Annotated in this window: 18 protein-coding genes; 14 read left to right on the top strand and 4 right to left on the bottom strand. The window is 67.1% G+C overall.

Going from position 1 to position 17209, the window contains the following annotated elements; genetic code table 11:
- Together EPK82_RS20725 and argH are read right to left on the bottom strand one after the other, a co-directional pair.
- Entirely contained in the window at window positions 1–558 is a 558-nt protein-coding gene (locus EPK82_RS20725) for an AAA family ATPase (RefSeq protein WP_134677867.1), read from the bottom strand.
- Window positions 555–1949: an argininosuccinate lyase gene (argH, locus tag EPK82_RS20720; protein WP_037052802.1), complete on the bottom strand. Its 1395-nt coding sequence runs from the start codon at window positions 1947–1949 to the stop codon at window positions 555–557. The genes EPK82_RS20725 and argH overlap by 4 nt, the downstream gene beginning before the upstream one ends.
- Before the next feature lie 233 nt (window positions 1950–2182).
- On the opposite strand from argH, the gene EPK82_RS20715 reads away from it, so the two are divergent.
- The 9 genes from EPK82_RS20715 to EPK82_RS20675 all read left to right on the top strand — a co-directional run bounded on the left by EPK82_RS20715 (window position 2183) and on the right by EPK82_RS20675 (window position 9619).
- Window positions 2183–3265, top strand: coding sequence for a sensor histidine kinase (locus tag EPK82_RS20715; RefSeq protein WP_037052805.1), 1083 nt, complete (start codon window positions 2183–2185; stop codon window positions 3263–3265).
- On the top strand, window positions 3262–4008 hold the full coding sequence (locus EPK82_RS20710; RefSeq protein ID WP_037052808.1) for a LytR/AlgR family response regulator transcription factor: 747 nt from the start codon (window positions 3262–3264) through the stop codon (window positions 4006–4008). The genes EPK82_RS20715 and EPK82_RS20710 overlap by 4 nt, the downstream gene beginning before the upstream one ends.
- 93 nt (window positions 4009–4101) lie before the next feature.
- Window positions 4102–5040, top strand: a complete 939-nt coding sequence (hemC, locus tag EPK82_RS20705) for a hydroxymethylbilane synthase (RefSeq protein ID WP_037052811.1) — start codon at window positions 4102–4104, stop codon at window positions 5038–5040.
- Window positions 5037–5810, top strand: a complete 774-nt coding sequence (locus EPK82_RS20700; RefSeq protein WP_134677866.1) for a uroporphyrinogen-III synthase — start codon at window positions 5037–5039, stop codon at window positions 5808–5810. The genes hemC and EPK82_RS20700 overlap by 4 nt, the downstream gene beginning before the upstream one ends.
- A 12-nt stretch (window positions 5811–5822) precedes the next feature.
- Window positions 5823–6953 carry a uroporphyrinogen-III C-methyltransferase gene (locus EPK82_RS20695; RefSeq protein WP_037052816.1) on the top strand — a complete coding sequence of 377 codons (1131 nt, stop codon included), beginning with the start codon at window positions 5823–5825 and terminating at the stop codon, window positions 6951–6953.
- Complete coding sequence (locus EPK82_RS20690; RefSeq protein ID WP_037052818.1) at window positions 6950–8197, top strand: heme biosynthesis HemY N-terminal domain-containing protein; 1248 nt, start codon at window positions 6950–6952, stop codon at window positions 8195–8197. Before EPK82_RS20695 ends, EPK82_RS20690 begins: the two co-directional genes overlap by 4 nt.
- Window positions 8198–8348: 151 nt before the next feature.
- Window positions 8349–8840 carry a disulfide bond formation protein B gene (locus tag EPK82_RS20685; protein WP_037052820.1) on the top strand — a complete coding sequence of 164 codons (492 nt, stop codon included), beginning with the start codon at window positions 8349–8351 and terminating at the stop codon, window positions 8838–8840.
- A 2-nt stretch (window positions 8841–8842) separates the two neighbouring features.
- Window positions 8843–9049, top strand: coding sequence for a hypothetical protein (locus EPK82_RS20680; RefSeq protein WP_134677865.1), 207 nt, complete (start codon window positions 8843–8845; stop codon window positions 9047–9049).
- Between the two features lie 96 nt (window positions 9050–9145).
- Complete coding sequence (locus tag EPK82_RS20675) at window positions 9146–9619, top strand: Rsd/AlgQ family anti-sigma factor (RefSeq protein WP_037052822.1); 474 nt, start codon at window positions 9146–9148, stop codon at window positions 9617–9619.
- A 48-nt stretch (window positions 9620–9667) separates the two neighbouring features.
- Here EPK82_RS20675 and EPK82_RS20670 read toward each other — a convergent pair whose 3' ends face one another.
- The gene (locus EPK82_RS20670) at window positions 9668–10315 is read right to left on the bottom strand and encodes an FKBP-type peptidyl-prolyl cis-trans isomerase (RefSeq protein WP_134677864.1); all 648 of its coding nucleotides are present in this window, start codon (window positions 10313–10315) and stop codon (window positions 9668–9670) included.
- 184 nt (window positions 10316–10499) lie between these two features.
- On the opposite strand from EPK82_RS20670, the gene EPK82_RS20665 reads away from it, so the two are divergent.
- Window positions 10500–11492, top strand: coding sequence for an AlgP family protein (locus EPK82_RS20665; RefSeq protein WP_134677876.1), 993 nt, complete (start codon window positions 10500–10502; stop codon window positions 11490–11492).
- Here the strand turns inward: EPK82_RS20665 and EPK82_RS20660 are convergent.
- The gene (locus EPK82_RS20660; protein WP_134677863.1) at window positions 11489–11932 is read right to left on the bottom strand and encodes a TIGR02444 family protein; all 444 of its coding nucleotides are present in this window, start codon (window positions 11930–11932) and stop codon (window positions 11489–11491) included. The genes EPK82_RS20665 and EPK82_RS20660 overlap by 4 nt on opposite strands.
- A 38-nt stretch (window positions 11933–11970) precedes the next feature.
- Between EPK82_RS20660 and EPK82_RS20655 the strand changes: the two genes are divergently transcribed.
- The 4 genes from EPK82_RS20655 to EPK82_RS20640 all read left to right on the top strand — a co-directional run bounded on the left by EPK82_RS20655 (window position 11971) and on the right by EPK82_RS20640 (window position 17146).
- On the top strand, window positions 11971–13881 hold the full coding sequence (locus tag EPK82_RS20655; protein WP_134677862.1) for an ATP-binding cassette domain-containing protein: 1911 nt from the start codon (window positions 11971–11973) through the stop codon (window positions 13879–13881).
- The gene (locus EPK82_RS20650; RefSeq protein WP_037052833.1) at window positions 13881–14420 is read left to right on the top strand and encodes a mechanosensitive ion channel family protein; all 540 of its coding nucleotides are present in this window, start codon (window positions 13881–13883) and stop codon (window positions 14418–14420) included. The genes EPK82_RS20655 and EPK82_RS20650 overlap by 1 nt, the downstream gene beginning before the upstream one ends.
- A 75-nt stretch (window positions 14421–14495) precedes the next feature.
- Window positions 14496–15128: a LysE family transporter gene (locus tag EPK82_RS20645; protein WP_037052835.1), complete on the top strand. Its 633-nt coding sequence runs from the start codon at window positions 14496–14498 to the stop codon at window positions 15126–15128.
- Between the two features lie 128 nt (window positions 15129–15256).
- Entirely contained in the window at window positions 15257–17146 is a 1890-nt protein-coding gene (locus EPK82_RS20640) for a cytochrome c/FTR1 family iron permease (protein ID WP_037052837.1), read from the top strand.
- The last annotated feature ends 63 nt before the right edge of the window (window positions 17147–17209 follow it).

Raw genomic sequence — 17209 nt, 5'->3', positions numbered from 1 at the left:
TCAGGGGCGGTCTTCGGCTGGCGGCAGACTCGCCAGGAAGCGGTTGATGGCCTGGCGGGAGTCCAGGCGCAGATACTGACACGACGGCGGTGCGTTGCGCATTTCCTCGGCATAGCGCTGGCGGTAGACGGGATGGCGGGTCCAGGCCCAGGCCAGGATGGAGGCGCGCGGGTTCAGCTTGAACAGGTTGCTCCAGCGCTCGCGGTTGCCATTCCACAGAGTTTCTCGCGTTGCCAGGCGGCGCAGGGTACGCCAGATCACCTGGCGCATCACCTCGCGCCGGGGCAGGTCCAGCCAGATCACCATGTCCGAGCGTTCGCGCACCTGCGGGCGCACAAGCGAGTAGTTGCCTTCGACCACCCAGCCGTCACCTTGCAGCGCCTCGTGCGTGGCCCGCTGAAATTCCTCGTCGGGGAGCGGCTGCCAGTCGGGCTGGTGGTACAGCGCGTCGAGTTCGACGTGGCGATAGCCCAGGTGCCGAGCCAGGCGCCGGGAAAGCGTGGTCTTCCCGGCGCCCGAACAACCCACCACCGAAATTCGGCGGCCGGGGGCAGTCATCGGTTCGCCAGCAGTTCCCGGCCACGTACCACGGCAGCGCGTACCTGGTTCGGTGCGGTGCCGCCGATATGGTCGCGGGCGCCGACCGAGCCTTCCAGGGTCAGGACGGCGAATACATCGTCGCCGATCTGGTCGCTGAACTGGCGCAGCTCGTCCAGGCTCATTTCGGCCAGGTCCTTGCCGGTCTGCACACCGTATTTCACGGCGTGGCCGACGATCTCGTGGCAGTCACGGAACGGCAGGCCCTTGCGTACCAGGTAGTCGGCCAGGTCGGTGGCGGTGGAGAAACCGCGCAGCGCCGCTTCGCGCATCATGTCCTTCTTCGGCTTGATCGCCGGGACCATGTCGGCGAAGGCGCGCAGGCTGTCACGCAGCGTGTCGGCGGCATCGAACAGCGGTTCCTTGTCTTCCTGGTTGTCCTTGTTGTAGGCCAGCGGCTGGCCCTTCATCAGGGTCAGCAGGCCGGTCAGGGCACCGAACACGCGGCCGGTCTTGCCGCGCACCAGCTCGGGGACGTCCGGGTTCTTCTTCTGCGGCATGATCGAGGAACCGGTGCAGAAGCGATCCGGCAGGTCGATGAACTGGAATTGCGCGGAGGTCCACAGCACCAGCTCTTCGGAGAAGCGCGACAGGTGCATCATCGCCAGCGACGCGGCGGCGCAGAATTCGATGGCGAAGTCGCGATCGGATACGCCGTCCAGCGAGTTGCCGCCCACGGCGTCGAAGCCCAGCAGCTCGGCGGTGATCTCGCGGGCGATCGGGTAGGTGGTGCCGGCCAGTGCGGCGCTGCCCAGCGGCATGCGGTTGGTGCGCTTGCGGCAGTCGACCAGGCGCTCGTAGTCGCGCGAAAGCATCTCGAACCAGGCCAGCAGATGGTGGCCGAAGGTTACCGGCTGGGCGGTCTGCAGGTGGGTGAACCCGGGCATGATGGTGTCCGCTTCGGCTTCGGCCAGGCCCAGCAGGCCCTGCTGCAGGCGGGTGATCTCGGCCAGGATGCTGTCGATTTCGTCACGCAGCCACAGGCGGATATCGGTGGCCACCTGATCGTTGCGCGAACGGCCGGTGTGCAGCTTCTTGCCGGTCACGCCGATGCGATCGGTCAGGCGCGCCTCGATGTTCATGTGCACGTCTTCCAGGTCGACGCGCCAGTCGAACTGACCCGCTTCGATCTCGGCCTGGATCTGCTTGAGGCCGTCGATGATGGCGTCACGCTCGTCGGCGCTGAGCACGCCGACCTTGGCCAGCATCGTGGCGTGGGCGACGGAGCCCATGATGTCGTGGCGATAGAGGCGCTTGTCGAATTCGACCGAGGCGGTGAAACGGGCGACGAAGGCGTCGACGGGCTCGCTGAAGCGGCCGCCCCAGGATTGGTTGGTTTTTTCGCTGCTCATGGTTCGGGCTCTGGATCGGGCAAGCCGTTTTCGACGGCCAGCATGGCGGACAAAGTCCGTCGATAATAACAGGGTCGGCGCGCGTTTCGCCGGGCCACGTTCGTCTTTGGCGAGGAAGCGGCGGTGTCGGCTGCTTCACAAATTTGTTCCGAAGACGGCATTTCGGTGCTTTATTTTGCCCGGCTGGAGCCGCCCGTCTTGCCGGCCCGCGAGGCGACACGGAAACTGCGTCGATGCACACTCAATCGTTTGCCAAGAACAATCACAACGCCACGGTCGACGACTTCTTCGTCCCCGAACTGTGCCAGCCGGAAGCGCTGCTGAGCATGGTGCTGCTGGCCGAGCTGCTGGTACTGGTCCTGGTGCTGGCCGAACCCATGACGCCGGGCTTCGACTGGGTACGCCTGGCGCTGACCTCGCTGTTCGTGCAGTGGATCGTCCTGCTGTCGGCCGCCGTCATGTGCCGCCTGCGGCCGCTGCTGGCGCGCCTGCGCCCGGCGCTGGCGGGCAGCCTGTGCTGCATGCTGGTGGTGCTGCTGACCCTCAGCTGCACGGCGGTCGCCGACTATTACGACCTGGGCGGACCGCTGCCACGCAATGGCGAGGTGAACCTGTACCTGCGTCATGCCCTGATCAGCCTGATCATGTCCGCACTGCTGCTACGCTATTTCTATCTGCAGAGCCAATGGCGTCGTCAGGAACAGGCCGAGTTGCGCGCCCGCATCGAGTCCTTGCAGGCGCGGATCCGTCCGCACTTCCTGTTCAACAGCCTCAACAGCATCGCCAGCCTGGTCACGCTCGATCCGCACAAGGCCGAGCAGGCGGTGCTGGATCTGTCCGATCTGTTTCGCGCCAGTCTGGCCAAGCCCGGCAGCCTGGTGTCGTGGAAGGAGGAACTGGAACTGGCAAAACGATATCTGTCGATCGAGCACTATCGGCTCGGCGAGCGTCTACAGTTGCAGTGGGAGGTCGAAGGCGTGCCGGAGGATCTGCCGATTCCCCAGCTGACCCTGCAGCCTCTGTTGGAGAATGCGCTGATCTATGGCATCCAGCCGCGAATCGAAGGCGGGCTGGTGCGGGTCGAGGCGGATTACCAGGATGGTGTGTTCAGCTTGTGTGTCAGCAATCCGTATGAAGAGCGGGGCGAGCAGCAACCGTCACGGGGAACGCATCAGGCGCTGAGCAATATCGATGCGCGTCTAGCGGCACTTTTTGGGTCGCGCGCGAGTCTCAGCGTGGAGCGCCGTGACGGCCGTCATTACAGCTGTCTACGCTATCCTTGTGCGAGACTCACGCAGGAAGCCAGAGCAATATGAATGTCCTGATCGTCGATGACGAACCCCTTGCCCGCGAGCGCCTCAGCCGCATGGTCGGTGAGCTCGAGGGTTATCGGGTCCTGGAGCCCACCGCGAGCAACGGTGAGGAAGCCCTGACCCTGATCGATAGCCTGAAGCCGGACGTGGTCCTGCTCGATATCCGCATGCCCGGCCTCGATGGCCTGCAGGTGGCCGCCAGGCTGTGCGAGCGCGAAGCGCCGCCAGCGGTGATCTTCTGCACGGCCCATGACGAGTTCGCCCTGGAGGCGTTCCAGGTCAGTGCCGTCGGCTACCTGGTGAAACCGGTGCGCGCCGAGAATCTCAGCGAAGCCTTGAAGAAGGCGGAGCGGCCCAACCGCGTGCAACTGGCGGCGCTGACCCGCCCCGCAGCGGAAACCGGTGGCGGCCCGCGCACCCATATCAGTGCCCGCACACGCAAAGGCATCGAGCTGATCCCGCTGGATGACGTGGTCTATTTCATCGCCGATCACAAGTACGTGACGCTGCGCCACGAGGGCGGCGAGGTGCTGCTGGACGAGCCGCTCAAGGCGCTGGAAGACGAATTCGGTGACCGCTTCGTGCGCATCCACCGCAATGCACTGGTTGCCCGCGAGCGCATCGAGCGCCTGCAGCGCACCCCGCTGGGACACTTCCAGCTCTACCTCAAGGGGCTCGACGGTGATTCGCTGGTGGTCAGCCGCCGCCACGTGGCCGGTGTGCGCAAGCTGATGCAGTCGCTGTAGCGGGCGCCGGCTGCGGCCGATGGCCGCCTCCTCCAGCCGGCACTGGGCGAGCCTGTTATGATTCGCGGCAATCCGTTTTCTGGAATTGCCCCCATGTCCCGCGAAATTCGCATCGCCACCCGTAAGAGCGCCCTGGCCCTGTGGCAGGCCGAATATGTCAAAGCCCGCCTGGAGCAGGCCCACCCCGGCCTCAAGGTCAGCCTGGTGCCGATGGTCAGTCGTGGCGACAAGCTGCTCGACGCACCACTGGCGAAGATCGGCGGCAAGGGGCTGTTCGTCAAGGAACTGGAAACCGCGCTGCTGGAGAACGAGGCCGATATCGCCGTGCACTCGATGAAGGACGTGCCGATGGACTTCCCGGCAGGTCTGGGCCTGTACTGCATCTGCGAGCGGGAAGACCCGCGTGACGCCTTCGTCTCCAACACCTACGCGAGCCTCGATGCGTTGCCCGCCGGCAGCGTGGTCGGCACCTCCAGCCTGCGGCGCCAGGCCCAGCTGCTGGCGCGGCGTCCCGATCTGAAGATCCAGTTCCTGCGCGGCAACGTCAATACCCGCCTGGCCAAGCTCGATGCCGGCGAGTACGACGCCATCATCCTCGCTGCAGCCGGCCTGATCCGCCTGGGTTTCGAAGCCCGTATCCGCAGTTCGCTCAGTGCCGAAGACAGCCTGCCCGCCGGTGGCCAGGGCGCTGTCGGCATCGAGTGCCGCACGGCCGACAGCGACCTGCATGCCCTGCTGGCACCGCTGCATCACCCTGAAACGGCGCTGCGCGTGACGGCCGAGCGGGCGCTGAACAAGCACCTCAATGGCGGTTGCCAGGTGCCGATCGCCTGTTATGCGCTGCTGGAAGGTGACCAGCTGTGGCTGCGTGGCCTGGTCGGCCAGCCCGATGGCGGTCTGCTGCTGCGTGCCGAGGAGCGCGCCGCCAGCAGCGATGCCGAGGCGCTGGGCGTGCGCGTCGCCGAGGCCCTGCTGGCACAGGGCGCCGATGCGATTCTCAAGGCCGTGTACGGTGAGGCCGGCCACCCGTGAGCGCCTGGCGCCTGCTGCTGACGCGTCCGACCGATGACTGTGCCGCGTTGGCGCGGACGCTTGCAGCGCATGGCGTATACGGGCATTGCATGCCGTTGCTGGCGATCGAGGCGCTGGCCGAGAGCGTCGAGCAGCAACAGACCTTCCGCGATCTGCAGCGCTACTGCGCGGTGATCGTGGTCAGCAAGCCGGCGGCGCGCCTGGGCCTGGCCCTGCTGCAGCGGCATGGGCCGCAGCCTGCGCCGGCGCAACCCTGGTTCGCCGTGGGCGCCGCGACCGCCGCGCTGCTCGATGAAGCGGGCCTGGACAGCCATTACCCGCCGACCGGTGACGACAGCGAGGCGCTGCTCGCGTTGCCGGCGCTGCAGCAGGCCATTGCCGCCGCCGACACGCCGTGCGTGCTGATCCTGCGTGGCGAGGGTGGCCGAGAATTTCTTGCCGAATGCTTGCGCGGCCAAGGTGTGACAGTCGACTATCTGCCACTGTACCGCCGCGCGTTGCCGCAGTACGCGCCGGATGAGCTGGGCCGCAGGGTGCGGGCGGAACGCCTGAACGGCCTGGTGGTCAGCAGTGGGCAGGGGTTCGAGAATCTGCTGCAGCTGGCCGGCGGTGACTGGCCGAGCCTGGCTCGGCTACCCTTGTTCGTACCCAGCCCGCGTGTCGCCGAGCAGGCACGCCGTGCGGGCGCGGAGATCGTTGTGGACTGTCGTGGCGCCAGTGCCGCGGCCTTGCAGGCAGCTCTGGAGCAGTTTCCGGCTGCCGCCCTCTAAAAGGACGGATACGTGAGCGAAGCATCCACCCCGAATACGCCAGAAGAAAAACCGGCCAGCGCAGCCGTGAACAGCACAGCCACTCCCCCCGCGAAGACCCCAGGCAAAGGCGGTGGTACCGGCCTCGCGGCCTTCGCCCTGCTGGTCGGCCTGGCTGGCGCCGGTGCCGGCGGCTGGAGCCTCTGGCAGCTGCAACAGATACAGGGCCGGGAACAGCAGCAATCCGCGGACCTGCAGCGTACCCGAGACGACAGCGCGAAGAAGGTCGACGAGCTCGCCCAGCGCCTCGACTCGCGCCTGTCGGCCCTGCCCAGCGCGGCCGAACTGGATGAGCGTCGCCGTCTTCTGGCCAATGTGCAGTCCGATCAGCAGCGCATGAGCCAGCGCCTGGAATCGGTGCTCGACGGCACCCGGCAGGACTGGCGCCTGGACGAGGCCGAGCACCTGCTGCGCCTCGCCACCCTGCGTCTGTCCGCCCTGCAGGATGTCGCCAGCGCCGAAGCGCTGGTGCAGACCGCCGACGAGATCCTCCGCGATCAGGATGACCCCGCGGCCTTCGGTGCCCGCGAACAGCTCAGTCGCAGCCTGGAAGCCCTGCGTACCACCGAGCGCCCCGATCGCGTCGGCCTGTTCCTGCAGCTGGGCGCCCTGCGTGAGCAGGCGGCCACGCTCAACCCGCTGGCGCCAAGCCTCGACGGGCAGGGGGACGTGCTCTCCGAACTGGCTGCCGAGAACGACGGCAGCGCCTGGTGGAGTGACTGGCTGAAAGACCTGTCGCAGTACTTCCGTATCGAGTTCGACGCGGACCGCAACGTGCGGCCACTACTCTCGGGGCAAAGCCTGTCGCAGGTACGCCTGAGCCTCTCGCTGGCACTGGAGCAGGCGCAATGGGCGGCCCTGCATGGCCAGGCCGGCGTGTACCGGCAGTCGCTGAAACAGGCAGAGGACATCCTTGACGCGCACTTCAACCTGGATAACCCCGACAGCCGCGCGCTGCGCCAGCGTTTCAGCGAACTGGCCGATGCCCGCGTCGAGGTCAAGGTGCCCGACCTGAGCGAGTCGCTCGACGCCCTGCAAGCCTACTTGCAGCGCAAGCATGCGCAGCGTCGGCAGGGGGCCGCAGCGGCCGGGGAGGCGCAATGAAACGCCTGATCTGGCTCCTGCTGTTGCTGGCCGTCGCGGTGGGGCTGTACCTGCTGAGTCTGGCCATCGAGGCCGACCGCGGCTACGTGCTGTTCGCCTACAAGGGGTTCCGCTACCAGTCCGGCCTGTGGGCGTTTCTCGGTCTGCTGCTGGCCGTGGTGCTGGTCTACTACCTGGGCAAATGGCTGCTGCGCCTGCTGCTCAGCTCGACGCGCCTGGCCAACCCCTGGTCGCGCCTGCATCGCAACCGGCGCGTACGCCTGGCTTCCGAGCAGGGCATGCTCGACCTGGCGGAGGGCCGCTGGGCGCGTGCGCAACGTCAGCTGACCCGTGCCGCAGAGGCCGACAGCCAGCCGCTGATGTTCTACCTCGGCGCCGCGCGCGCGGCGAACAAGCTCGGCCAGCACGAACAGAGCGATGCGCTGCTCGAGCAGGCCCTGAACCGGCAGCCGCAGGCCGAGCTGGCCATCGCCCTGACCCACGCCGAGCTGCAGCGCAGCCGTGGCGACATGGACGCTGCGCTGGACACGCTGCAGGCGATGCACGAGCGTCACCCGGGGCATCACCTGGTGTTGCGCCAGTTGCAGCGTCTGTACCTGCAGCGTCAGGACTGGTCGGCGCTGCTCGGTCTGCTGCCGGAGTTGCGCAAGGAGAAAGCCCTGCCGGCCGCCGAGCTGGATGAACTGGAGCGCGAAACCTGGCGCGGGCGCCTGGGCGAAGCCGGGCTTGCCGGGCAGGGGCAGGGCGAAACGGCGCTGCAACCGCTGACCCAGGCCTGGCAGCAGCTGTCTGCGCCGTTGCGCCAGGAGCCTGAGCTGATTGCCGCCTACGTCGAGCAACTGCGTCGTCTCGGCGCCCAGGAAGAGGCCGAAGAAGTCCTGCGCAGTGCCCTCAAGCGTGGCTACGACAGCCGTCTGGCGCGTTTCTATGGCGTGCTGCGGGGCGCTGATCCGGCGCGTCAGCTGCAGACGGCCGAACTCTGGCTCAAGCAGCATCCGCAGGACCCGGCCCTGCTGCTGACCCTGGGCCGGCTGTGTCTGCAGAACCAGCTCTGGGGCAAGGCCCGCGATTATTTCGAGAGCAGCCTGAAGCTGGAACGGCACCCGGAAACCTGCGCCGAACTGGCGCGCCTGCTGGCACAACTGGGTGAGCTGGAGCGCAGCAATCAGCTGTTGCTGGAAAGTCTCGGCCTGTTGCATCAGGGCCTGCCGCCGCTGCCGCAACCGCAGGGGGCCAATGCCTGATCGGCTGCGGCCGATTGCCGCGGCAGGCGCGCCGCCCTGACGGAGGGGCGTTTCCGCGCGATGAATAGCCTGCCGCGTGTTGCCGGGCGCCTTGAAAGGCGCCCTCGCTTTCCTCTACCGTACTGCCCTCGATTTCCTTCCCGGAGCCACCATGCACTTGGCCAGTCCGCGTCCCCTGTTTTTCCTGGCATTCATCGGCTGCGTACTGCTGATGGCGGCTGCGCTCTATCTGGAACATGTCGTCGGCCTCGAGCCCTGCCCGATGTGCATCCTGCAACGTATCTGCGTGGTGCTGTTCGGTGTGGTCTGCCTGATCGCCTCGCTCCATGGTCCGGGCCGCCTGGGTCGGCGTGTCTATGCCGTGCTGGCGCTGCTGTTCGCCGTCGCCGGTGCCGCCACCGCAGGTCGGCAGATCTGGTTGCAGAGCGTACCGGCCGACCAGCTCGAAGCCTGCCTGCCGAGCCTCGAGTTCATGATGGAAGCGCTGCCGCTGCAGGACATCGTGCGCCTGGTGTTCCAGGGCAGTGCCGATTGCGCCGAAGTGAACTGGACGCTGTTCGGCATGAGCATTCCCGAGTGGAGCCTGCTCGGCTTCATCGGCATGATCGGTTTCTGCCTGCTGCAGCTTCTGCGTCGCGATTGAGAATGCGTATTGCTGCAGGCCGCGAGGCCTGTGGCTTGCTGCTCAAACGCTCGTATGAAATTTCTCGTGGCAGTGCCTTGATGGTGTCTGCCCACGAGCATAATCTGGCTCGCACGCATCGTCGGAAAAACGCCATTCTGCGGTTGCCTTCCCAAGAACAAGCACCGATTGACAAAAAATCGTCGGGAATGATTTTCAACGTCGCGTAGCGACGCCCGAAGGGTGGCCGCCAGGGTCGCAGGTCATAAGAACGTCCCGGAGTGGACGTATAACAGGCCTTATCGATAAGGGAAGCGAGGTTCATCATGCTTGAGAGTTGTCGGAACGCACAGGAACGTTGGGGCGGGGTTCACCAGCTGATCGATCGCTGGCTGGGTGAGCGGCGCGAACTGGTGCAGGCCTACGCTGCCCTGACCAAGGCACCGCAGGCGCCGGCCATCAATGGTGAGTCTCTGCAGGGTTTCTGCGAGCTGCTGGTGGACTATGTGTCGGCAGGCCATTTCGAGGTCTACGAACAGCTGACCAGCGAGGCCAAGGCCTTCAACGATCAGCGCGGCCTGGAGCTGGCCAAGCGCATCTACCCGCGTCTCGAGGCGATCACCGCCGTGGCGCTGGCCTTCAATGATCGCTGTGACAACGGTGACTGCCGCGACAGCGCCTCGCTGGTGGCAGAGCTCGAGCGTCTGGGTCAGCTGCTGCATGAGCGCTTCGAGCTGGAAGACTGCCTGATCGAGGTGCTGCACACCGCCCACCAGGAACAGGCCGCCGAAGCGCTCTGAACCTCGGGTGCCGATAGCGCCCGGAGATTCCGGGCCGCACGTTGCCGCTCAGTCGGCGACGTCGAGCAGGCGCAGGTCGAACACCAGCGGCGCGTAGGGGGGGATCAGATCACCCGCACCTTCCTCGCCGTAGGCCTGACTCGACGGAATCACCAGGCGCCAGTGCGCGCCCTTGCGCATCTGCAGCAGTGCGCTGCGCCAGCCGGCGATCAGGCTGTCCAGGCGAAACCACTGTGGCGTCTCACTCTCGTCGAAGACACTGCCGTCTGCCAGCGAACCGCGATAGCTCACCTGCACCCGGCTACGTGCCGAGGGCGTCGGGCCACTGCCGCTGCCCAGCTCGCTCACCAGCACGCCGTTCTCCAGCACCCGGGTGCCGGGGCGCTGGCGCTGCTCGGCGAGAAAGCGCTGTTCCGCTTCGATAGCCTTGGCATGGCGTTGCGGCGAGGCCGCGATGCGCGCTTCGTGCTCATCGAGCAGCTGTTCGATACGGGCGCTGTCGAGGCGCAGCGGCTTGCCGTCGTAGGCCTGGCGCAAGCCCTCGATCAGCGCGTCCAGGGGCAGGTCCGGTACCTCTGCATGCAGTCGCTCGCCGAGCCTTGCGCCGAGGCTGTAGGCCAGGTCTTGCTGGTGCTGGTCGGCCTGTACGGTCAGGCTGCAGCAGAGCGCAAGGGTGGCGAGTGCGGCGCGGCGCATGGCGATGTCTCCGGATCAGGATGCGGGCTGGTGTGCATTTCCTGTGGCTCGCGCGGAGGCGACACAGGATCCCGGCGATTATGCCAGTGCCTGCGTGTATCTGCTGTGCTCGCCGAAAGGCCTATGGCGACGCCTCGCTCGTGCGTCTAGTATGGGCGGATCCACATCCGCCAGGAGGCGTGCCATGTCGGCCAAGAAGAAGTCCGTAACCACTCCGTTGCACCTGCTTCACCAGTTGTCTGCCAGTCTGCTCGAGCACCTGGAAAATGCCTGCTCGCAAGCACTGATCGATGCCGAGAAACTCCTCGCCAAGCTGGAGAAACAGCGCGGCAAGGCCCAGGAAAAACTGCACAAGGCGCGCAGCAAGCTGCAGGACGCCGCCGTCGCTGGAAAAGCCAAGGCCCAGGCCAAGGCCAAGGACGCGGTGGCCGAGCTGGAAGAACTGCTCGACTCGCTCAAGACCCGGCAGAGCGAAACCCGCAACTACATCGGCCAGCTCAAGCGTGACGCTCAGGAGAGCCTGAAACTGGCCCAGGGCGTAGGCAAGGTGAAAGAAGCCGCGGGCAAGGCGCTCGACGTGCGCGACGCCAAGGCTGCCGCGCCGGCCGCCAAGCCAGCCAGCAAACCGGCGGCGGCGAAGAAACCCGCTGTTGCCAAGGCACCGGTGAAGAAGGCTCCGGCCAAAGCGGCTGTCGCCAAACCGGTGAGTAAGCCCGTTGCCAAGCCTGCGGCAGCCAGCAAGCCGGCAGCGAAACCTGCAGCGGCCAGCAAGCCAGCGGCCAAGCCCGCCGCTCGCAAGCCTGCGGCAGCCAAGCCGGCAGCACCGAAAGCGGCTGCCAAGCCCGCTGCAGCCAAGCCCGCCGCCAAACCGGCTGCCAAGCCGGTCGCAGCCAAGGCCCCGGCCAAGCCTGCCGCGGCCAGTAAACCGGCGGCAGCCAAGCCAGCAGCCAAGCCCGCCGCAGCGAAACCGGCCGCCAAACCAGCAGCAGCCAAGCCCGTCAGCAAGCCTGCGGTCGCGAAGAAGCCGGCAGCTGCCAAGGCGCCCGTGAAGAAGGCTCCGGCCAAGCCGGCCAAGCCGGCCGCCGCCAAGCCCGCAGCGCCGACGGCACCCGTCGCGCCCGCCGCTCCAGCGGCGAGCACTGGGGCCAGTGCCGCAGAGACGCCGAGCGCGTCCTAAGGCTGAGCCATGGCGCCGCGCAGCACATGCAGCGCGGCGCTGTCCTGCCTTCCCAGGTGCGTCAGCCAGTCATGGTCGCCGGCTTCGCTCGGCCAGGGTTCGGCAACTGCCTGCAAGCGCTCGAGCAGCACGCGCTCGCTGTGCAGTTCCAGTTGCTTGACCTGTTCGCGCAAGCTCGCCAGCGCTGCATCCTGGCCGGCGGCGCTGCGCCAGTCGCGGCGTAGCTGGCGCAAGGGCGAGATCACCCCGCGTTGCCAGGGCACCGCCACGTCCCGCAGGGCGCGCAGGCGTTCATCCAGACAGCGCACGCCACGGCGTTGCAGCCAGGCACCAGTCAGAAGCAGGCAGACATCGCAGCCTGCCTCCTGCAACTCCAGGCAGGCGTGTTCCACGCCGGGTCTGGCGTAGAGTTCAAGCGCGAAATTCCACAGATCCTGCACGCGGCCTCCGGGGCGATTTGGTAGACTCCGCGGCCATTATGATCCGACTCCAGAACCTCACTCTACAGCGCGGTCCGCAACGCCTTCTCGAAGGTGCGGAACTGACCCTGCACGCCGGCCAGAAGGTCGGTCTGATCGGTGCCAATGGCGCCGGCAAGTCCAGCCTGTTCGCGCTGCTGCGCGGCGAACTCGGCCCCGATGCCGGGGACTGCCGCTTGCCCGCCGACTGGCGCATCGCCCACATGCGCCAGGAGGTCGACAACCTCGAACGCCTGGCGGTGGACTACGTGCTCGATGGCGACCTGCACCTGCGGGCGATCCAGGCCGAACTGGCGCGTGCCGAGCAGGCGCATGACGGCGCCGCCATCGCCCGTCTGCACACCGAACTGGACAACGCCCAGGGCTACACCGCCGATGCTCGTGCCCGCAAGCTGCTGGCGGGGCTGGGTTTCACCGGCGAGCAGATGGACAAGCGCGTCGGCGACTTTTCCGGTGGCTGGCGCATGCGCCTGAACCTGGCCCAGGCGCTGATGTGCCCGTCCGAGTTGCTGCTGCTCGACGAGCCGACCAACCACCTCGACCTCGATGCGATCCTCTGGCTGGAGGAGTGGCTCAAGGGCTACCCGGGCACCCTGCTGCTGATCTCTCACGACCGCGATTTCCTCGATGCCGTGGTCGATCACGTGGCGCACCTGGAGCAGCAGAAGCTGACCCTCTACCGGGGCGGCTACTCGGCCTTCGAACGCACCCGTGCCGAGCGTCTGGCCCAGCAGCAGCAGGCGTACGAGAAGCAGCAGACGCAGCGTGCGCACATGGAAGACTTCATCCGCCGCTTCAAGGCCAAGGCCAGCAAGGCGCGCCAGGCGCAGAGCCGCATCAAGGCGCTGGAGCGCCTGGAAGAACTGGCGCCGGCGCATGTCGACTCGCCCTTCGACTTCGCCTTCCGCGAGGCGGACAAGGTCTCCAGCCCGCTGCTCAACCTGTCCGAGGTGCGCCTGGGTTATGGCGACAAGGTGGTGCTGGAGAAGGTCAAGCTGAGCCTGGCGCCCGGTGCGCGCATCGGCCTGCTCGGCCCCAATGGCGCGGGCAAGTCGACCCTGATCAAGACCCTGGCCGGCGATCTCGCCGTGCTCGGTGGTGAGCTGGCGCGTGGCGAGAACCTGGCCATCGGTTACTTCGCCCAGCACCAGCTCGATTCGCTGGATGCCAAGGCCAGCCCGCTGCTGCACCTGCAGCGCATCGCCCCGGGCGAGCGCGAGCAGACCCTGCGCGATTTCCTCGGCGGCTTCGACTTCCGTGGCGAGCGTTGCGACGAAGTGGTGGTCAATTTCTCCGGTGGCGAGAAGGCGCGCCTGGCCCTGGCGCTGATCGCCTGGCAGAAGCCCAACCTGCTGTTGCTCGACGAACCGACCAACCACCTCGACCTGGAAATGCGCCTGGCGCTGACCATGGCCCTGCAGGACTTCGCCGGTGCGGTCCTGGTGGTGTCCCACGATCGTCACCTGCTGAAGAGCACCACCGACGAGTTCCTGCTGGTGGCCGACGGGCGCATTCAGCCCTTCGAGGGCGACCTCGACGACTACGCGCGCTGGCTGGTCGACTTCCGCGCGCGCCAGTTGCCAGCGGGGGCACCGCTGGCCGGCGGCGAGAAGACCGACAAGCGTGCCCAGCGTCAGGCTGCCGCCGCGTTGCGCCAGCAACTGGCGCCGCACAAGAAGCAGGCCGACAAGCTCGAGCAGGAGCTGGGCAAGCTGCAGGCACAGCTTGCCGAGGTGGAGCAGCAACTGGGCGATAGCACGCTGTACGAAGCGGCACGCAAGGACGAGTTGCGCGAGCGCCTGGCCGAGCAGGCCCGACTCAAGGCCCGCGAGGCGGAACTGGAAGAAGCCTGGTTGCTGGCGCTGGAAACCCTGGAGGCCCTGCAACAGCAACTGGAGGAGGCGGAGTGATGGAACAGCTGGAACTGCTGATGGCGTGGCGCGAGCCCTTGCTGCGTGCCGGTCAGGTGTTGCTGATCATCCTGCTGGCCTGGCTCGCCCAGCGCATTCTGACCCGCGCCATCAGCCGTCTCGGCGCACGCTACAGCCTGCTGCCGCCGGAGGTGTTGCAGCCCCTGCGAGGCCTGGTGCGCTGGGTGATCATGGGCAGTGCCCTGCTGATGGTGCTGGAGCGCCTGGGCGTGTCGGCGACGGTACTGTGGACGGCGCTGACCGGCTTCACCGCCGTTGCCGCAGTGGCCTTCTTCGCCATCTGGAGCGTGCTGTCGAACATGTTCTGCGCACTGCTGATCTTCACCATGGGCCCGTTTCGCATGGGCGACACCGTGGAGGTCATCGAGAGCGCCGACAAGCCAGGTGTGAAGGGCCGGGTCATCGCCATCAACCTGTTCTACACCACCCTGCAGGACCTCAGCGAGGATGCCGCTGGCGCCCTGTTGCAGGTGCCCAACAGTCTGTTCTTCCAGAAGTCGGTGCGCCGCTGGCGCTGACCCGCTGGTCTGGGCGCTGGCGCAGGAGTAGGCTGTAGCTCCTTCTCCTGATTTCAGCTTTTCGAGGTACGCATCATGGCACTGGAAACCTGGCTCGCCTTCTTCGTTGCCTGCTGGGTGATCAGCCTGTCGCCTGGTGCCGGCGCCGTGGCCTCGATGTCCGCTGGCCTGCAGTACGGCTTCTGGCGTGGCTACTGGAACGCGCTGGGCCTGCAGCTCGGCCTGGCGATGCAGATCGCCATCGTCGCCGCCGGGGTCGGTGCCATTCTGGCCGCCTCTGCCCTGGCCTTCAGCGTGATCAAATGGTTCGGCGTCGCCTACCTGGTGTTCCTCGCCTACAAGCAATGGGTGGCCCTGCCCAGTGACCTGGATAGCGGCGCCGTCGAGCGGCCGATTGGCCGGCCGCTGACCCTGGTGCTGCGCGGTTTCCTGGTCAACGCCAGCAACCCCAAGGCCATCGTCTTCATGCTGGCGGTGCTGCCGCAGTTCCTCGACCCGCATGCGCCGCTGCTGGCCCAGTACCTGATCATGGGCGCGACCATGATCGTGGTCGACCTGATCGTCATGGCCGGCTACACCGGCCTGGCCTCGCGCGTGCTGCGGGCGCTGCGTACGCCCCGCCAGCAGCGGGTGATGAATCGCAGCTTCGCCGCCCTGTTCGCCGCAGCGGCGGGCCTGCTGGCCACGGTCAAGCGCGCGGCCGTCTGAAGCCCATGCCCGGCCGCCTGCGGGCGGCCACTCGGCGGGTTGTTACCAAATATTTCATATTTTCCTTGTCTGCGCAGGGCAGGCCGGCAACAATTTAATGCCATCCATTCGCGTTTCGGAATGCATTGATGAGTCGTTATCGTTCCCTGTTCTCCTGGCTGATGCTGCCGCTGCTGGCACTCGGCAGCCTCGCTGCCCTGGCCGAGCCACTCGATGGCGCCGCCCAGGCCCTGCACATGCTCGGCTACATTGGCGCCGACTATCCGGCCACGGTGGCCGACGGCCAGGTGGTCGACGCGGGCGAGTACCGCGAGCAGCTGGAATTCATCGGGGTCCTGCAGGGGCTGGTGGTCGCACTGCCGGCCAAGGCCGAACGCGCTGAACTGGAACAGGGCATCGCTGCGCTGAAGCACGCCGTCGAGCAGCGTCAGCCCGGTGCAGACGTTGCGCATCAGGCGCGTCAGCTCAGTGCCCGCCTGGCCGAGCTGTATCAGGTGGCGCAGACGCCGGCCATCACCCCCGACCCCGAGCGCGGTGCGCCGCTGTACGCACAACATTGCTCGGTCTGCCACGGCGATGCCGGCGCCGGCGACGGCCCGGCGGGCATCGGCCTGGAGCCGCCGCCGGCCAATCTGCGCGATGCCGCACGGCTGGACCGGCTGAGCCTCTACGACCTCTACAACACGCTCGGCCTGGGCATCGAGGGCACCGACATGCCGGCCTTCGCCGATCAGCTCGATGATCGCCAGCGCTGGGACCTAGCCAGCTATATCGCCGGCTTCAGCGCCGCTCCGGCGCAGGGTGGCACGCAGTTTCGCATGGCCGACCTGGCCGGGCGCACGCCTGCGGAGATCGTCGCGGAGGGGGGCGATGGCGCCGCCTTCCGCGCCCAGCGTGCTCATCCGACCGTGGAGAAACGCGGCCCGCAGCAGCTGATCGGACATACCCGCAGCACCCTGGAGCACAGCCTGCAGGCCTACCGCGATGGCCATGTCGAACAGGCTTACGACCTCTCGGTGGGTGCTTACCTGGAAGGCTTCGAGCTGGTCGAGAGCGCGCTGGACAACCTCGACGCGGTGCAGCGCAAGACCACCGAGAGGGCGCTGATGGCCTACCGTCAGGCGGTTCAGGACGGCGCCAGTGTCGCCCAGGCCGCCCAGGCGCTGGAGCTGGCCAAGGTCGAACTGGACAAGTCGGCCGCCTTGCTCGAGGGCGGTGCGATGAACGCCTCGCTGAGCTTCTTCTCCAGCATGCTGATCCTGCTGCGTGAAGGCCTGGAAGCGATTCTGGTGCTGGCGGCGATCCTCGCCTTCCTCAACAACACCGGTCAGCAGCAGGCCGCGCGCAGCGTGCACGTCGGCTGGGGCCTGGCCCTGCTCGCCGGCGTCGCAACCTGGGCGGTGGCTGCCTACGTCATCGACGTCAGTGGCGCCCAGCGCGAACTGCTCGAAGGGGCGACCGCACTGTTCGCCAGCGTGGTGCTGCTGTGGGTCGGCGTGTGGATGCACGACCGTCGTCACGCCGCCGCATGGCAGGATTACATCAAGAGCAGCCTGGTCGGTGGCGGTGGCCGTTTCGGCTTCGCCGTGCTGGCGTTCTTCTCGGTGTACCGCGAGCTGTTCGAAGTCATCCTGTTCTACGAAACCCTCTGGCTGCAGGCCGGCCCGGCCGGACATGGCGCCGTGCTGGCCGGCGCCGGTGCCGCCCTGGTGGTGCTGCTCGGCCTGGCCTGGGTGATTCTGCGCGGTTCGCGCAAGCTGCCACTGGCGACCTTCTTCGGCGTCAACGCGGTGCTGCTGTGCATTCTCTCCGTGGTGTTCGCCGGCCATGGCGTGGCGGCGCTGCAGGAGGCCGGGGTGCTGGGCACGCGCCCGGTGGCGTTCTTCGAGTTCGACTGGCTGGGCATTCACCCCGATGCCTGGAGCCTCTCGGCACAAGCGCTGGCGCTGGCCGGCATCGCCCTGCTGTATGGGCGCAGCCTGCTCGGCGAGCGTCGGCGCACGGCCGAGCAGGCCTGAACGGACGCGGCGTGAACGAGGGCGGCTTTGCTCGCCCTCTTTGCCTCATAGCGTGAACCGCTG

It is taken from the genome of Ectopseudomonas khazarica (genome assembly GCF_004521985.1).
GTDB classification, from domain to species: domain Bacteria; phylum Pseudomonadota; class Gammaproteobacteria; order Pseudomonadales; family Pseudomonadaceae; genus Aquipseudomonas; species Aquipseudomonas khazarica.
This window is presented reverse-complemented; position numbering and strand designations above follow the sequence as displayed.

What these genes read in the sequence shown, in the direction of transcription:
- EPK82_RS20725 (WP_134677867.1), bottom strand. Translation starts at nt 558, where the DNA reads ATGACTGCCCCCGGCCGCCGAATTTCGGTGGTGGGTTGTTCGGGCGCC.
- argH (WP_037052802.1), bottom strand. Translation starts at nt 1,949, where the DNA reads ATGAGCAGCGAAAAAACCAACCAATCCTGGGGCGGCCGCTTCAGCGAG.
- EPK82_RS20715 (WP_037052805.1), top strand. Translation starts at nt 2,183, where the DNA reads ATGCACACTCAATCGTTTGCCAAGAACAATCACAACGCCACGGTCGAC.
- EPK82_RS20710 (WP_037052808.1), top strand. Translation starts at nt 3,262, where the DNA reads ATGAATGTCCTGATCGTCGATGACGAACCCCTTGCCCGCGAGCGCCTC.
- hemC (WP_037052811.1), top strand. Translation starts at nt 4,102, where the DNA reads ATGTCCCGCGAAATTCGCATCGCCACCCGTAAGAGCGCCCTGGCCCTG.
- EPK82_RS20690 (WP_037052818.1), top strand. Translation starts at nt 6,950, where the DNA reads ATGAAACGCCTGATCTGGCTCCTGCTGTTGCTGGCCGTCGCGGTGGGG.
- EPK82_RS20685 (WP_037052820.1), top strand. Translation starts at nt 8,349, where the DNA reads ATGCACTTGGCCAGTCCGCGTCCCCTGTTTTTCCTGGCATTCATCGGC.
- EPK82_RS20680 (WP_134677865.1), top strand. Translation starts at nt 8,843, where the DNA reads ATGCGTATTGCTGCAGGCCGCGAGGCCTGTGGCTTGCTGCTCAAACGC.
- EPK82_RS20675 (WP_037052822.1), top strand. Translation starts at nt 9,146, where the DNA reads ATGCTTGAGAGTTGTCGGAACGCACAGGAACGTTGGGGCGGGGTTCAC.
- EPK82_RS20670 (WP_134677864.1), bottom strand. Translation starts at nt 10,315, where the DNA reads ATGCGCCGCGCCGCACTCGCCACCCTTGCGCTCTGCTGCAGCCTGACC.
- EPK82_RS20665 (WP_134677876.1), top strand. Translation starts at nt 10,500, where the DNA reads ATGTCGGCCAAGAAGAAGTCCGTAACCACTCCGTTGCACCTGCTTCAC.
- EPK82_RS20655 (WP_134677862.1), top strand. Translation starts at nt 11,971, where the DNA reads ATGATCCGACTCCAGAACCTCACTCTACAGCGCGGTCCGCAACGCCTT.
- EPK82_RS20650 (WP_037052833.1), top strand. Translation starts at nt 13,881, where the DNA reads ATGGAACAGCTGGAACTGCTGATGGCGTGGCGCGAGCCCTTGCTGCGT.
- EPK82_RS20645 (WP_037052835.1), top strand. Translation starts at nt 14,496, where the DNA reads ATGGCACTGGAAACCTGGCTCGCCTTCTTCGTTGCCTGCTGGGTGATC.
- EPK82_RS20640 (WP_037052837.1), top strand. Translation starts at nt 15,257, where the DNA reads ATGAGTCGTTATCGTTCCCTGTTCTCCTGGCTGATGCTGCCGCTGCTG.